Annotated in this window: 13 protein-coding genes and 1 pseudogene; 9 read left to right on the forward strand and 5 right to left on the reverse strand. The window is 71.3% G+C overall.

Translation table 11 applies throughout. The features are described from left to right. Positions 1-50: 50 nt before the first annotated feature. The gene (gene glgX / locus AB0O67_RS31555; protein ID WP_365457523.1) at positions 51-2,159 is read right to left on the reverse strand and encodes a glycogen debranching protein GlgX; all 2,109 of its coding nucleotides are present in this window, start codon (positions 2,157-2,159) and stop codon (positions 51-53) included. Between the two features lie 183 nt (positions 2,160-2,342). Here glgX and AB0O67_RS31560 point away from each other — a divergent pair, with 183 nt between their 5' ends. From AB0O67_RS31560 to AB0O67_RS31575, 4 genes are all read left to right on the forward strand, one after another. Further along, positions 2,343-3,164: a Tat pathway signal sequence domain protein gene (locus AB0O67_RS31560; protein ID WP_365457526.1), complete on the forward strand. Its 822-nt coding sequence runs from the start codon at positions 2,343-2,345 to the stop codon at positions 3,162-3,164. 105 nt (positions 3,165-3,269) lie between these two features. After that, entirely contained in the window at positions 3,270-4,580 is a 1,311-nt protein-coding gene (locus AB0O67_RS31565) for a copper amine oxidase (protein ID WP_365457529.1), read from the forward strand. 112 nt (positions 4,581-4,692) lie between these two features. Beyond that, entirely contained in the window at positions 4,693-5,931 is a 1,239-nt protein-coding gene (locus AB0O67_RS31570) for an SAV2148 family HEPN domain-containing protein (protein ID WP_365457555.1), read from the forward strand. 125 nt (positions 5,932-6,056) lie between these two features. Then, on the forward strand, positions 6,057-6,779 hold the full coding sequence (locus tag AB0O67_RS31575; protein ID WP_365457532.1) for a 3'-5' exonuclease: 723 nt from the start codon (positions 6,057-6,059) through the stop codon (positions 6,777-6,779). Positions 6,780-6,803: 24 nt separating this feature from the next. Here the strand turns inward: AB0O67_RS31575 and AB0O67_RS31580 are convergent, their stop codons facing one another. After that, positions 6,804-7,667 carry an aminoglycoside phosphotransferase family protein gene (locus tag AB0O67_RS31580; protein ID WP_365457534.1) on the reverse strand — a complete coding sequence of 288 codons (864 nt, stop codon included), beginning with the start codon at positions 7,665-7,667 and terminating at the stop codon, positions 6,804-6,806. A 217-nt stretch (positions 7,668-7,884) separates the two neighbouring features. On the opposite strand from AB0O67_RS31580, the gene AB0O67_RS31585 reads away from it, so the two are divergent. From AB0O67_RS31585 to AB0O67_RS31605, 5 genes and pseudogenes are all read left to right on the forward strand, one after another. Further along, positions 7,885-8,799 (forward strand): sugar ABC transporter permease, encoded by a 915-nt coding sequence (locus tag AB0O67_RS31585; protein WP_365457558.1) that lies wholly within the window; start codon positions 7,885-7,887, stop codon positions 8,797-8,799. Next, positions 8,796-9,629 (forward strand): carbohydrate ABC transporter permease, encoded by an 834-nt coding sequence (locus tag AB0O67_RS31590; RefSeq protein WP_365457537.1) that lies wholly within the window; start codon positions 8,796-8,798, stop codon positions 9,627-9,629. Before AB0O67_RS31585 ends, AB0O67_RS31590 begins: the two co-directional genes overlap by 4 nt. Further along, positions 9,629-10,915, forward strand: a complete 1,287-nt coding sequence (locus AB0O67_RS31595) for an extracellular solute-binding protein (protein WP_365457540.1) — start codon at positions 9,629-9,631, stop codon at positions 10,913-10,915. The genes AB0O67_RS31590 and AB0O67_RS31595 overlap by 1 nt, the downstream gene beginning before the upstream one ends. Then, positions 10,905-12,171: pseudogene (gene mgt / locus AB0O67_RS31600) on the forward strand (macrolide-inactivating glycosyltransferase). Before AB0O67_RS31595 ends, mgt begins: the two are co-directional and overlap by 11 nt. 255 nt (positions 12,172-12,426) lie before the next feature. Beyond that, positions 12,427-12,981 carry a DUF1697 domain-containing protein gene (locus AB0O67_RS31605; protein ID WP_365457543.1) on the forward strand — a complete coding sequence of 185 codons (555 nt, stop codon included), beginning with the start codon at positions 12,427-12,429 and terminating at the stop codon, positions 12,979-12,981. Between the two features lie 356 nt (positions 12,982-13,337). Here AB0O67_RS31605 and AB0O67_RS31610 read toward each other — a convergent pair whose 3' ends face one another. The 3 genes from AB0O67_RS31610 to AB0O67_RS31620 form a co-directional block, all read right to left on the reverse strand. Next, on the reverse strand, positions 13,338-14,090 hold the full coding sequence (locus tag AB0O67_RS31610) for a sirohydrochlorin chelatase (protein WP_365457546.1): 753 nt from the start codon (positions 14,088-14,090) through the stop codon (positions 13,338-13,340). Positions 14,091-14,095: 5 nt separating this feature from the next. After that, entirely contained in the window at positions 14,096-14,989 is an 894-nt protein-coding gene (locus tag AB0O67_RS31615) for an ABC transporter permease (RefSeq protein ID WP_365457549.1), read from the reverse strand. Beyond that, positions 14,976-15,443, reverse strand: a 468-nt coding sequence (locus tag AB0O67_RS31620; RefSeq protein WP_365457552.1) for an ATP-binding cassette domain-containing protein, incomplete at its 5' end; no start/stop codon positions are given. The genes AB0O67_RS31620 and AB0O67_RS31615, both read right to left, overlap by 14 nt.

The raw sequence follows: 15,443 nt of genomic DNA on the forward strand, positions 1-15,443 counted from the left end.
CGGCGACGTACACCGGGCGCGCCGCGGTTCCCCGACAGCGGCACCCGCGCCTAGGCGGGCCGCTGGAGCACCGTCAGGCTCCGGTCCGCAAGGGTGAGCCGGTCCCCGTCCGCCACCTTCGTGCCGGTGCCCGGGGCCACGCCCTCGGGCCGGGCGGTGTCGACGACGACCTGCCACTGCCGTCCGTGGTCGACCGGCACCACGAAGTCCAGCGCCCTGGGTGAGGCGTTGAACATCAGCAGGAACGAATCGTCGGTGATGCGTTCCCCGCGCGGTCCCGGCTCGGAGATCGCGTTGCCGTTGAGGAACACCGTCAGCGCCGACGCCTGCGCGGACTCCCAGTCCCGCTGGGTCATCTCCTTGCCCTCGGGGGTGAACCAGGCGATGTCGGACAGCTCGTCATGGGTGCCCTCCACCAGCCGGCCGTGGAAGAAGCGCCGCCTGCGCAGCACCGGATGGTCCCTGCGCAGCCACACCATCGCGCGTGTGAAGTCCAGCAGCTCGCTGCCGTCCGGCGGCCACTGGACCCAGGCCAGCTCGCTGTCCTGGCAGTAGGCGTTGTTGTTGCCGCGTTGGGTGCGCGCGAACTCGTCGCCGTGGCTGATCATCGGCACGCCCTGGGACAGCATCAGCGTGGCGATGAAGTTGCGCATCTGCCGGCCGCGCAGTGCCAGGACGTCCGGGTCGTCGCTCTCGCCCTCCGCGCCGCAGTTCCAGGACCGGTTGTGGCTCTCGCCGTCGCGGTTGTCCTCCCCGTTGGCCTCGTTGTGCTTGTGGTCGTACGACACCAGGTCGTGCAGCGTGAAGCCGTCGTGGCAGGTCACGAAGTTGATGGAGGCCAGCGGCCGGCGTCCGTCGTCCTGGTACAGGTCGGACGAGCCGGTCAGCCGGGAGGCGAACTCCGCCATCGTGCGCGGCTCGCCCCGCCACAGGTCCCGTACCGTGTCCCGGTACTTGCCGTTCCACTCCGTCCACAGCGGCGGGAAGTTGCCCACCTGGTAGCCGCCCTCGCCCACGTCCCACGGTTCGGCGATCAGCTTCACCTGGGACACCACGGGGTCCTGCTGCACCAGGTCGAAGAACGACGACAGCCGGTCCACCTCGTGGAACTGCCGCGCCAGCGTGGCCGCGAGGTCGAAGCGGAAGCCGTCGACATGCATCTCCGTGACCCAGTACCGCAGCGAGTCCATGATCAGCTGGAGCACGTGCGGGGACCGCATGAGCAGGGAGTTCCCGGTCCCGGTGGTGTCCATGTAGTACCGGGGGTCGTCCGCCAGGCGGTAGTACGACGGATTGTCCAGTCCCCGGAAGGACAGCGTCGGGCCCAGGTGGTTGCCCTCGGCGGTGTGGTTGTAGACGACGTCCAGGATCACTTCGATCCCGGCCTCGTGCAACGCGCGCACCGCCGACTTGAACTCCAGGACCTGCTGTCCCCGGTCGCCCCAGGAGGCGTACGCGTTGTGCGGGGCGAAGAAGCCGATGGTGTTGTAGCCCCAGTAGTTGTTCAGGCCCATGTCCACCAGACGGTGGTCATTGACGAACTGGTGTACGGGCATCAACTCCAGGGTGGTGACGCCGAGCCCGGTGAGGTGCTCTATGACCGCCGGATGGGCGAGCGCCGCGTAGGTGCCGCGCAGTTCCTCCGGCAGCCCCGGGTGGCGCATGGTCAGGCCCTTCACATGGGCCTCGTAGATCACCGTCTCGTGGTACTCGGTGCGGGGTGGCCGGTCGTCGCCCCAGTCGAAGTACGGGTTCACCACGACGGACGTCATGGTGTGCGGCGCGGAGTCCAGGTCGTTGCGCTCGTCCGGGGAGCCGAACGGATAGCCGTACACCTCCTCGCCCCACGAGACCGAACCGCTGACAGCGCGCGCGTACGGGTCGAGCAGCAGCTTCGCCGAGTTGCAGCGCAGCCCCCGCTCGGGAGCGTGGGGGCCGTGCACGCGGTAGCCGTACCGCTGCCCCGGCATGACGCCCGGCAGGTACGCGTGCCGTACGAACGCGTCGCTCTCCCGCAGTTCCACCGCCGTCTCCGAGCCGTCGTCGTGCAGCAGACACAGCTCTACTCGGTCCGCGGCCTCCGTGAAGACCGCGAAATTGGTGCCGGCGCCGTCGTACGTGGCGCCGAGCGGATATGCCTCTCCAGGCCAGACCTGCATGGATACGACTCTTCCAGGTGTGTCGTGCCGGTGGGACCGCCTTGACCCCGAGTCTCCACGAAAGTGAGGGAACCACCTATGACTTACTCCCCTCTTACCGGTCGACCAGTGCATACGGAGGTATGCCGAACCAGTGGGGCAGACACGTACTCCCCTGGAGATCAGGGGGAGTAGGGGGAGATTGTGCGCAACATAGTGCACCGGCATCTGGGCAAGGTGGTGGCCGGTGCCGCCATCGCGCTCGCCGGGACGGCAGTGATGGTGGGGATCACCCTGCCGGGCACGGCAGGGGCGGACGACACGGCCGGGGGAACGGCCGGTGGCCGCGGGGCCCAGCAGGCGGCCCAGGGCGCGGCGGACGGCCAGGCAGCCGTGCCGCCGGGCGTCGTCGAGCAGGCGCCGGCCCAGGGCGAGAAGGGCACCGGCCGTGACCCGCTCACCGAGGACGAGACGAAGCGGGTCGAACGGCTCGCGCTCAGCCGGCAGCTGATCAGTTCCGGCGAGGGCGTCGACGGCGGCCGCGGACCGCAGCGGCTCGGCGTCGACCTCGCCGAACCGGAGGCCGTGGAGCTGGGCGACCCGGAGGCGCCCCGGCGCGCCGAGGTCTCGTTCTACGACTACGGGAAGGACACCCTTGTCACCCGGACGGTCAACCTCGACACCGGAAAGGTCGAGCGGACCGCAAGTCGGCAGGGGGTCCAGCCGCCGCTGAGCCGTGACGAGGCCACCGAGGCGGCCGGACTGCTGATCGCCGACCCGCTGGGCGCGGGCCTGAAGGCCGACTACAAGGACGCCACCGGCAAGGAGCTCACCTCGCCGGACCAGCTGCTGCTCAACAGCATGGTGTACCGGGCCACGCCGGGCGCCCAGCCCGCCGTGCTCGACCAGTGCGGTGAGCACCGCTGCGTACGCCTGTTCCCGAAGGTGAGGAACGGGCCGTGGATCGACGCCCGTCACCTGGTGGTCGACCTGAGCGCCCGCAAGGTGGGCGAGCTCGCCGGCTGAGCCACCCGCGCGGGAGCAACCCGCCGCCTGCGTGCCTCGGTCCACTCTTCCAACCGATCCTCCAGAAGGCTCCGGTGAGCCTTCCGCAAGGGAGTCGATTTCGTCATGCCCGTGATCAGCAACAGCCGTGCCCGCAAGCGGACGGCCCTGGCCCTCGCCGTGGCTGGGCTGGCCGCCGGTGCCGCCACCGGGGCGGTCCCGGCCGCCGCCCAGCCAAACGCCGCGCCGGCTGCGGCGGCCGCCTGCAGCGCCGCATACCGCATCGAGCAGAAGCTCTCCACCGGCACCACCTGGCGCATGTGCTGGCGCTACCACAAGGAGGCCGGTCTCGTACTGGAGCACATCACCTACCAGCCGCCGGGCGAGCCCCGCCCGATCAAGGTGCTGGCCTCCGGCAAGCTCGGCCAGATCCATGTGCCCTACGACGACGGCAAGGCCGAGTACCAGGACCTCACCCAGGCCGGTTTCGGCCAGGGCCTGAAGGACCTGGCGCCCGGCGAGTGCCCCGGCGGCACCATCAAGACCGTCCGGGTGCCCGAGGCCTGGGACCCCTCCCACCAGAACGTCAAAGGCCTGTGCACCACCACTCGTTCGCGTGGTCATGCCTACCGCATGCAGGGCGAGAGCGCGAACAAGGTCTTCCAGAAGCAGGGCAAGGACCTGCTCGTCTACACCGTCAACCAGGTCGGCTGGTACGAGTACATCACCGAGTGGCGCTTCCAGGACGACGGCACGATCAACATGAACGTCGGCGCCACAGGCTCCCTCTCGCCCGTGGACTACGACGCCGGTGACGGCCGCGGCTGGCCGATCGGCAAGGGCGCCAAGGCCTACGCCACCAGCCACAGCCACAACGTCTTCTGGCGGCTCAACTTCAACCTGGACGGCTCGACCAAGGGCAGGATCGAGCAGTACGACTCCAAGGTCAGCGCCCCCGCGAACGGCCGCCCGGCGCCCACCAACAAGACCACCCGCACCGCGATCACCAAGGAACTCGCGGGCGACGCCAGGAACATGCGCTGGTGGCGCGTGGTCAGCGCGACCGGCAAGAACAAGGACGGGCACGCCCGCTCGTACGAGATCGTGCCCGGTGCCAGCGCCAAGTACCCCGGCCGCGGCTACACCCGGCACGACGTGTACTTCACCGAGTACGACAAGTGCGAGCAGTACGCCAGCGACAACCTGCCCGACTGCGGTGCCGGGCACGGCAAGTCCGTCGACAAGTGGGTGGGCGGCCAGGCCCTGAAGAACCCCGTGGTCTGGGTCAACGTCGGCTTCCACCACGTGGCGCGCGACGAGGACCAGCAGCCCATGCCGGTCCACTGGCAGGGCCTGTCCGTCGCCCCGCGTGACGTCACCGCTATGAATCCGCTCACGCCGGCCGAGCTGGCTGATCAGAATGGACGTACCGAGTAGGGAAGTTGGCGAACAAGCCTGCCCATCCGGCTGCACCGCCGACCGCTCCCGGAGTACCCTTCCTTGATCGTTGGGGCAGGGAGTGCTCGGGGGAGTGGAAGGCGGTGCGCGGGTGGGCTCGGGAGGGCTGGAGCTGCCCCCTGGTGACGAGGGTCACGAGGGGAGCTCCACAGAGGTCCCGCCCGGCACGGTGTCGCTGGCCAGACCGATGGAGACGCACTCGATCGGCCCGGAACTGGACTGGGACGCCGACGCCTGGCACGAGGTGCGCACCCGCGCCCAGCGAGCCGGTCGTGCCTACATCTGGCTGAACCTCGTCGAGCAGCGGCTGCGCGCGGTCGTGGCCGCCGTCCTGCGCCCCATCTACGAACCCGTCCACGGCGACGAGTGGGTGGTCGCCGCGGCCGGTCCGGCCGGCCAGGAGTGGGTCCAGCGCGCGGTCGCCGTGCGCGAGGTCAGCCGCCGCAAGGGCTATCTGCTCGACCCCGCCGACGACAACGTCCTCAGCTTCCTCACCCTGCCGCAGCTGCGCGAGCTGATGGTGCAGCACTGGCCCTGCTTCGAGCCGTACGTCGACGAGCGCCGGGACGTCGAACTCGCGCTCGACGAGCTGGAGGTCACCCGCAACGTCGTCTCGCGCAACCGGGCCCTGTCCGAGGCCGTGCTGAACCAGGCCGAGCGGGCCTCGGCGCGGCTGCTGGAGACCCTCGGCTCGGGCGGGGACGTGCCCTCGGCGCGCCGGCTGCGGGTCGACGCGGTCGAGGACCTCGTCGGCGACCGCTACTCCGACGTCGTCGCCGTGCACTCCGACCGGGTGCGGCTGATGCGCCAGTTCCCCGCCGAGGACATCTTCGGCGGGGCCCGCCGTCTCGACGCCGTCGGCATCGGCCTCAACCTGCTCGTGCAGAACTTCTCCGGACGCCGTCTGGTGCGCCTGGCCGAGGGCGGCTGCCGGGTGCGGCTGCTGTTCCTCAACCCGGCGTCCAGCGCGGTGAAGCGGCGCGAGCGCGAACTGGGCATCAAGCGGGGCGAGCTGAGCCGGGCCGTGGAGATGAACATCCTCCACATGCGCCGGGTGCGCGCCCGGTTGCGGGACCCGGACGCCTTCGAGATCCAGGTCTACGACGAGACACCCCGCTTCACCGCCTACCTCGTGGACGGCGACGGCTCGGACGGCATCGCGGTCGTGCAGTCCTATCTGCGCCGCACCCGTGGGATGGAGGCGCCGGTGCTGGTACTGCGGAACGGCAACCGGGTGGTCAAGCCGGGCGAAGTGGACGAGGGTGGACTCTTCGGAACGTACCGGGAGGAGTTCGAGGCGGCATGGGTGGATTCCCGCCCTGTGTCCTGAATCGTCGTCACCTTTTTCCGGCGTCCCGCCAGGGGCCCAAGCGGAACGCTGTCCTCTGATTGTCAGTGCCGCATGCGATCGTGGAGATCACTGGGGGAAAGCACCACCAAGAAGGGGGGCCGCCGATGGGCTGGCACCGGGAGCTGCTGATCGGCTTCGACCTGGAGACGACCGGGACCGATCCGCGAGAGGCGCGCATTGTCACGGGGGCCGTGATCGAGGTCAGGGGCGGTCAGCCCCTGGGACGCCGGGAATGGCTGGCGGATCCGGGAGTGGAGATCCCGGCGGACGCGGTGGCGGTGCACGGCATCAGCAACGAACGCGCGGTCACCGAGGGCCGCCCGGCCGACCGGGTCGCGGACGCCATCGCCGATGTCCTCGCGGGCTACTGGAAGACGGGCGTCCCCGTCGTCGCCTACAACGCCGCCTTCGACCTCACCCTGCTCTGCGCCGAACTGCGGCGGTACGGCCTGCCGTCCCTGCGGGACCGCCTCGGCGGCCTGCACCCGGCGCCGGTCATCGACCCGTACACCATCGACCGCCAGGTCGACCGCTACCGGCGCGGCAAGCGCAACCTCGAAGCGGTCTGCACGGAGTACGGCATCGTCCTCGACGGTGCCCATGACGCCTCCGCCGACGCGCTCGCCGCCGCCCGGCTGGCCTGCGCGATAGCCGGCCGCCACCCCAAGATCGCGGCCCTCGGCCCGGCGGAGCTGCACCGACGCCAGGTCGAGTGGTACGCCGAGTGGGCGGCGGACTTCCAGAAGTTCCTGCGCCGCAAGGGGGACGCCACCGCCGTCGTGGACGGCCTGTGGCCACTGCGGGAGCCGGCCGACGAGCGGGTCTGAGCCCGCCCGGCAGTGGCCGGCGGCTCAGAACGGATACCAGCGCACGGTCTCGTCCCCGTCCCGCAGCGATGCCACCCGGCGCTCGAACTCGGCCAGCGCCGTGGGACTGCTCGGCGCGTGCTGGGCCACCCAGGCGCAACTGGCCGTCTCCCGCGCCCCGCGCAGCACCGCACAGCCGTCCCACTCGCGCACGTCCCAGCCGTAGGCCTCGGTGAACGAGTCGTAGGCCTCGGCCGGCAGACCGTAGCGGTCGCGGGAGAGGGCCATCACCACCAGGTCGTGCTCGCGCAGGTCGGCGGAGAAGGTCTCCAGATCGACCAGGACCGGCCCGTCGGGACCGATGTGCACATTGCGGGGCAGCGCGTCGCCGTGGATCGGGCCGGGCGGCAACTGCGGGGTGAGCGCGGCCGCGGCGGCCTCGAACCCGTCGCGGCGCTCGCGCAGGTACGCCGCGTCCGCCGGGGCGATCGTCTCGCCGGCCAGCCGCAGCCAGCGTTCCACCCCGCCCAGCAGTGCGCGGGGCGGCAGCGGGAAGGAGGGGGAGGGCAGTGCGTGGACGACCTGGAGCAGTCCGGCCAGATCCCGGGGCTCGGCGGGCCGTACGGGATCGGGCAGCCGGTGCCACACGGTCACCGGGTGCCTCTCGACGAGCAGCGCGGTGTCCAGGGCCGCCCGGACCGCGGGGACCTCGGCCTCCGCCAGCCACAACGCGATGGCGACCTCCCGGCGCGCCCGGTCGAGGAGTTCGGCGTCGCGGCCCACCTTGACGACCAGGTCACCGGCGGCGAACACGGCGTTCTCGCCGAGGGCGAGGAGCCGCGCGTCCCGTGCCGGACCGGGCAGGACCCCCGCCGCGGCCAGTACGTCCCGCGCCCGTGCCTCGTCCATCGTCCGCCTCCGTGATCCCTCGTCGCGGGGCCCGTGGCCCGGATCCCGCGGTGCCGCGTTCGTGCCGTCCGTCGGCCAGTGTCGCATTCGCACAGGTCGGGGGCGTGCGCGGGCCCTTGACGACGTCGACCGCCTTCACGACCATGACGGGGGCCCGCCGGGCTCCGAACGTCACGAGCCGCGCAAAGGAGCCGATCCCGTGACATTGGTGACCGAGGTGAGGCACGCGAAACGCGGGCCGAGCCGGGGCCGTCAGCGGCGTGGCGGCGACCACGGCGCGTGGTTCCTGGTGCTGCCCGCGCTCATCCCCATCCTCGTACTGAGCGTGGGGCCGCTGTTGTACGGGATCCTGCTGGCGTTCACCGACGCCCAGGCGGGCCGCACCGAGCCCACCGAGTGGATCGGCACCCTGAACTTCCAGGACCTGCTGCGGGACACGCTGTTCTGGGAGTCGTTCCGGATCGGGCTGGTGTGGGCGGTCGGCGTGACGGTGCCGCAGTTCCTGCTGGCGCTCGGCCTCGCCCTGCTGCTCAACGAGCGGCTCCGGCTGCGCTGGCTGGCCCGCGCCCTGGCGATCGTTCCATGGGCGATGCCCGAGGTCGTCGTCGGCATCATGTGGCGGCTCGTCTACAACCCCGACGCGGGCGTCCTCAACGAGACTCTGCGCGACCTGGGTCTCGGTGACGGCCGCGACTGGCTCAGCGGGCTCGGTACCGCCCTGCCCGCGGTGATCGTCGTCGGCGTCTGGGCGGGGATGCCCCAGACGACGGTCGCCCTGCTCGCCGGACTGCAGAACACCCCGCGCGAGCTGCACGAGGCGGCCGCGATCGACGGCGCGGGTGCCTGGCGCCGGTTCCGGACGGTCACCTGGCCCGCCCTCAGACCGGTCGCCCTCGCGATCACGGCTCTGAACTTCATCTGGAACTTCAACGCGTTCGCCCTGGTCTACGTCCTGACCAGCGGTGGTCCGGGCGGCAGGACCAGGCTGCCCATGCTCTTCGCCTACGAGGAGGCCTTCCGCTACGGCCAGTTCGGCTACGCGGCGGCGATGGGATGCGTGATGGTCGCGGTGATCTCGGTACTGCTGGCGCTCTTCCTGGTGGGCCGGCTCAGGGGAGGAGACGACGTATGAGGACCACCACCGGGGCGCGCGTCGGCCAGTACGTGGCGCTGCTCGCGTACCTCGTCTTCCTCGCCTTCCCCTTCCTGTGGCTGATCTCCACCGCCTTCAAGCCACCGCGGGAACTGGGCAGCCTGCACCCGACCTGGATCCCCGAGGACCCCACGCTCGCCAACTTCCGGCAGGCCTTCGACGAGCAGCCGCTGCTGCGGGCCGCGCTCAACTCCCTGTTCGCCGCGACGGGAGCGGCGGTTGTCGCCGTGCTGATCGCGACACCGATGGCGTACGTGATGGCCCGTCACCGCACCCGGCCGGCGCGGGCGGCGACCGGGTGGGTCGTGGTCAGTCAGGCGTTCCCGTTCGTGCTGGTGATCATCCCGCTCTTCCTGGTGCTGAAGAACCTGCGGCTGATCAACTCCCTGCCGGGCCTGGTGATGGTGTACGTCGTCTGGGCACTGCCGTTCGCGCTGTGGATGCTGGTCGGTTACGTCCGGGCCGTGCCGGCCGAACTGGAGGAGGCGGCGGCGGTCGACGGCGCCGGTCGGCTGCGGACGCTGGTGTCGGTGACCGCGCCGCTGCTGGCGCCGGGGATCGTGGCGACGGCCCTGTTCGCCTTCATCACCGCCTGGAACGAGTTCTTCTTCGCCCTGGTCCTGCTGAAGACCCCGGAGAAACAGACACTGCCCGTGATCCTGACCCACTTCATCGGCGCGGAGGGCGTGGCGGACCTCGGTCCCCTCGCCGCGGCCGCGTTCCTCGCGACCCTGCCCTCCCTGCTCGTCTTCGCCGTCATCCAGCGGCGGATCACGGGCGGCATGCTCGCCGGGGCGGTGAAGAGCTGATGCGCGCCAGGAGGGCAGGGATCCTCGCGGCCGCCCTGATGCTGCTGACCGCCTGCACGGGTGGCGCGCGGGACGAGTCGGCGGACGGCAGGATCACGCTCCGCTTCCAGTCGCTGGCCTGGCAGCAGGAGTCCGTCGAGGCCAACAGGGAGCTGGTGGCGGAGTGGAACGCCGCCCATCCGGACGTCCGTGTCGAGTACGTCCAGGGCAGCTGGGACAGCGTCCACGACCAGCTCCTGACCTCCTTCGAGGGCGGTGAGGCGCCGGACATCATCCACGACGCCTCCGACGACCTCGCCGACTTCGCGTACGGCGGCTACCTCGCCGACCTCACCGGCCTGCTGCCCGAGCGGCTGAAGGCCGACATCCCGCGGCGCAGCTGGGAGACGGTGACCTTCGGGGACGGGATCTACGGGGTGCCGTTCCTTCAGGAGCCGCGGGTGATCATCGCGAACTCGGCCTGGCTGAGGGATTCGGGTGTGCGGATCCCGACCCCAGAAGAGCCGTGGACCTGGGCGGAGTTCCGCGAGGTGACGAAGGAACTGAGCGCCGAGGGGAAGTACGGGGTGGCCTGGCCGCTGAAGGAACCCGTCTCGGCCACGCTCAACCTCTCCCTCTCGGCCGGTGGACAGCTCTTCCACCGGGGTGCGGACGGCAGGGTCACGGTCCGTTTCGAGGCGGGGGACGAGGTGGTGCCGCGCACCGTCCACGATCAGGTCAACTCCGATGCCAGCGCGTCGGGTTCGACGCTCGGCAGCGGCGGTTCGGACACGCTCCCCGGCTTCTTCGGCGGCAAGTACGCGATGGTGCCGCTCGGCTTCTCGTACCGCCAGCAGATCGTCCAGCAGGCGCCGAAGGGCTTCGACTGGCAGGTGCTGCCGGCCCCGGCCGGTGCGGGCGGGCTCGCCCAGGGCGTCAGTCCGCAGACCCTGTCGATCGCCGAGGACAGCCCGTACAAGAAGGAGGCGGCGGCCTTCCTCGACTTCCTGCTGCGGCCGCAGAACATGGTGCGCCTGGCTCTGGGCGACTGGATGCTGCCCACCGGCACGCGGGCCCTGAAGGACCCGGCCCTGCGCACCGCCCGGTACGGCTGGGCCACCGGCACCGCCCTCGCGACCCACCTCCGCCCGGCGCCCGCGCAGTCGGTGCGGGGGTATCCCGAGTGGAAGGACAAGGTGGCGACGCCCGCGCTGCAGGAGTACTACAGCGGCGCGATCGGCCTCGACGAGCTGCGAAGACGACTGGAGGAGGACGGGAATCTGGTACTGGCGCGGTATCAGCGCTGACGGGGGACAGGAGACGGGAAAGCGGTTGCACGAGACGTATCGTCTCGCTTAGGGTCGGGGGCATGACGCACATCGCCATGTTCTCCATCGCTGCCCACGGTCACGTGAACCCGAGCCTGGAGGTGATCCGTGAGCTCGTCGCGCGGGGGCACCGGGTGACGTACGCGATTCCCCCGGTGTTCGCGGAGAAGGTCGCCGAGACGGGCGCCGAGGTCAAGCCTTGGAAGTCGACCCTGCCGGGCCCCGACGACGACCCGGAGGCGTGGGGCGAGACGCTGCTGGACAACGTCGAGCCCTTCCTGAACGACGCCATCCAGGCCCTGCCGCAGCTGATCGAGGCGTACGAGGGCGACGAGCCGGATCTCGTGCTGCACGACATCGCCTCGTATCCGGCGCGGGTGCTGGCCCATCGCTGGGGCGTCCCGGCCGTCTCCCTCTCGCCGAACCTGGTGGCCTGGGAAGGCTACGAGGAGGAGGTCGCCGGGCCGATGTGGGAGGAGCCGAGGAAGACCGAGCGCGGTCAGGCCTACTACGCGCGCTTCCAGGCCTGGCTGGAGGCGAACGGCATCTCCCAGCATCCGGATCCGTTCGCCGGCCGGCCGGCCCGTTCCCTCGTGCTGATCCCCAAGGCGCTCCAGCCGAACGCCGACCGGGTCGACGAGACGGTGTACAGCTTCGTCGGCGCCTGCCAGGGCGACCGCGGCGCGGAGGGGGACTGGAGGCGGCCCGCCGATGCCGAGAAGGTCGTGCTGGTCTCGCTCGGCTCGGCGTTCACCAAGCAGGCGGCGTTCTACCGGGAGTGCGTGCGGGCGTTCGCGGGGCTGCCGGGCTGGCACGTGGTGCTCCAGATCGGCAAGCACGTCGACCCCGACGAGGTGGGGGAGGTGCCGGGGAACGTCGAGGTGCGGTCCTGGGTCCCGCAGCTCGCGATCCTCAAGCAGGCCGACCTGTTCGTCACGCACGCGGGCGCGGGCGGCAGCCAGGAGGGCATGGCCACTGCCACGCCGATGATCGCCGTGCCGCAGGCGGTCGACCAGTTCGGCAACGCCGACATGCTCCAGAACCTCGGGGTGGCCCGCCATGTCCCGGCCGAGGAGGCCACCGCCGAGACGCTCCGCGAGGCGGCCCTCGCACTCGTCGACGACCCGGAGGTCGCCCGCCGCCTGGCGGATCTCCAGGCGGAGATGGCCAGGGAGGGCGGCACGCGGCGCGCCGCCGACCTGATCGAGGCCGAACTGGCAGCGGCGAGCGCATGATGAGCGCCCGTCGGGTTCCACCGGAACCCACGGGCCCTTGGCCGGCCGGCCGGCGTACGGTCCCCTGGTCCTCCGGACGGTCAACCCGCCCTCACCACTGGGGAGGACACCGGCCCCGTACATCTGTCCGCCGATGTACGGGCCGATCGGTTGCTACCGGCCGGTTCGGTGGGCCAGGGTTTCGCGCCGCCCGCACGCCGGGCCCGGCCGTCGTGCCCGCCCCCACGGGGCACGACGGCCGCTTAGGGTGGACGGGTGACGACGTATGCGGCGCTGCTGCGCGGAATCAACGTGGGCGGCAGCAAGAAGGTCCCCATGGCAGACCTGCGCGCCCTGATGGAGAGCCTCGGTCACGGGGGCGTGCGGACGTATCTCCAGAGCGGTCAGGCCGTGTTCACCGCCGACCACGGCGACGAGGAGTCCCTGGCCGCCGAGCTCACGCGGGCGGTCGAGAAGCGCTTCGGCTTCGGGGTGGACCTCATCGTGCGCGACCACGCCTATCTGAAGGCGGTCGCCGACAACTGCCCGTTCCCGGCGGCCGAACTGGAGGCCAAGCAACTGCACGCCACCTACTTCTCCGTGCCGGTCGACGCCGGGCGTTTCGCCGAGATCGACCAGGCGGCCTTCCTGCCCGAGGAGTTCCGGTTCGGCGACCGCGTCCTGTACCTGTACGCTCCGAACGGCCTGGGCCGCTCCAAGCTCGCCGAGTACCTGGCGAGACCCCGCCTGAACAAGGGCGTGACCGCCACGACCAGGAACTGGAACACCGTCGTCAAGCTGGTGGAGCTCACCGGGTCGTCCACCGGGTAGTGGGCCAGGAGAAGGCCCGGCAACTGGACCGGGAACCATCCAACGGCCCGGTGCGGGTGGCGGTGGCCGCCGCCGAGCGGCACGGCGAGAAGGTACTGCGTGGCCTGTAGGTTCGGCGTCCGCATCCACGAACGCGCGGCCGAGGACTTCGACGTGGTGATCGCCGAGGCGGGCGCCATGTGGGAACTCCCCCCGTCCATGTCGACGCCACGGTGTGGTTCGGCCCCGTGCTGCGGGCGATTCCGCGCGGCCCGCGGGTGGCCGGACTCTTCGACAGCTTCCGCGCCCTGGCCGGCCACCCGGACTTCTTCGAGCTCGGACCCGCACCGGAGGGATCCGGTTCGACTGGGGCCGGCTCAGGCCCCGACGGCCGCCGGCAGCGGTACCCGAGCCCCCTCGTACCGCTCCAGCAGCACCCGGGCCACCTCCGGCGCCGGCCCCAGCACACCGGCCAGTACGTCCGCCTCTGCGGCGCCCCGCGCGATGCGGTCCGGCAGGAAGCCGGGGGCCAGGACGTACGGCGCGACGGCGACGCGTTCGCAGCCGAGGGCGCGCAGTTCCCGCACCGCGTCCTCGGTGCGGGGGAACCCCGCGGGAGAACCGGCGGAGGCGAACGCAGGCCGCACGGCGCACCAACCGGTGTGCCGCCACTCCCGCGCGATTTCTGCGATCACTGCGATCGCCTCCGGGTCCGTGGACCCCGCCGAGGCCAGGACGACCCCGGTCGAGGGCTTGTCGGCGGGCGTCAGCCCCGCCTCGTACAGCCGCCGCTCGAGCGCGGCCATCAGCAGCGGGGAGGGGCCGAGCACCTCCGCCTGGCGGATCCGCAGCCGCCGCGGCGCCTCCCGCAGCACCGCCGGGATGTCCGCCTTCGCGTGGAAGGCACGCGTCAGCAGGAGCGGCAGCGCCACGACGTCGCGGACGCCCTCCGCCGCCAGGGACTCCAGCAAGCCCCGCACGGACGGGACGTTGAAGTCCAGGAAACCGGTTTCGACCCGCAGGCCCGGCCGCAGCGACCGCACCCGCCGCACCAGGGCGTGCACGGTCGCGGCGTGCCGCGGGTCACGGCTGCCGTGGGCGATGACGACGAGGACCGGTTCGTGGCGCATGGGGATCAGCTCTTCACCAGGAGGCCGCGGCTGCGCAGCACCCGCCGCTCCAGCGGACTGAAGATCAGCAGGTCGATGGCGATACCGACGATCAGGATGAGCAGGATGGCGAGGAAGACCATGGACATGGAGCTGGTGTTGCGGCCGTTCTCCAGCAACTGGCCGAGCCCCACGCCCAGGTCGGGGGAGGAGGCGATGATCTCGGCGGCCATCAGGGACCGCCAGGCGAACGCCCAGCCCTGCTTCAGGCCGGCCAGGTATCCGGGCAGCGCGGCCGGCATCACGATGTGCCAGGTGCCCTTCAGGCCGGTCGCGCCGAGCGTGCGGCCCGCCCGCAGGTAGAGCGGCGGCACCTGGTCCACGCCCGAGACGAGGCCGTTGGCGATGGAGGGGACGGCGCCCAGCAGGATCACGGCGTACATCATCTGGTTGTTCAGACCGAGCCAGATGACGGCCGGCGGCACCCAGGCCACCGACGGGAGCGACTGCAGGCCGGACAGGATCGGGCCGATCGCGGCCCGTACGAACCGCACCCGGGCCACCAGCAGGCCAAGCGGGGTGCCGATGGCCAGTGCCATCAGGAAGCCCAGCAGACCGCGCGAGACGCTGGTCCAGATGTAGTCGAGCAGCGTCCCCTGAAGCCAGGCGGTCCGCACCTCGCCCCACACGTCGGAGGGCGAGGGCAGCTTGCTGGGGTCGTCGACGACGCCGAAGGTGACCAGCGCCTGCCACACCGCGAGCACCAGCAGGACGGCGGTGACCGGCGGCACGATCTTCTGTGTGAACGTCGTGCGCAGCGGCGTACGGCCCGTCTGCACCGTGTCCAGGGCGTCCAGACCCGCCTCGACGCCGGCCAGGTCGTGGCCGCCCTTGACGGCGTGCGTATCAGTGCTGGCCATGTCGGCGGATCTCCCCACGCAGTTCTTCGGTGATCTCACGGGACAGCTCCGCCACCGCGGCGTCCTCGATGCGGCGCGGCTGCGGGATGTCGACCGTCCACTCGCGCGCGATCCGTCCCGGACGCGACGACAGCAGCACGACGCGCTGCGCGAGCCGCGCCGCCTCCCGCACGTTGTGCGTCACGAAGAGCACGGACAGCCGTGTCTCCGTCCAGATCCTGGTCAGCTCGTCGTGCAGCACGTCACGGGTGATCGCGTCGAGCGCCGCGAACGGCTCGTCCATCAGCAGCAGGCCGCTGTCCTGCGCGAGCGCGCGGGCCAGCGCCACCCGCTGCCGCATGCCGCCGGACAGCTCGTGCACCCGCTTGCCGTACGCCCCCTGGAGCCGGACCAGTTCCAGCAGTTCCTCCGCGCGGCCGCGCCGGTCCGCCTTGGGCACACCGCGCAGCTTCAG

Origin of the sequence: Streptomyces sp. NPDC086077 (genome assembly GCF_040686175.1) — a bacterium.
Classification (GTDB): domain Bacteria; phylum Actinomycetota; class Actinomycetes; order Streptomycetales; family Streptomycetaceae; genus Streptomyces.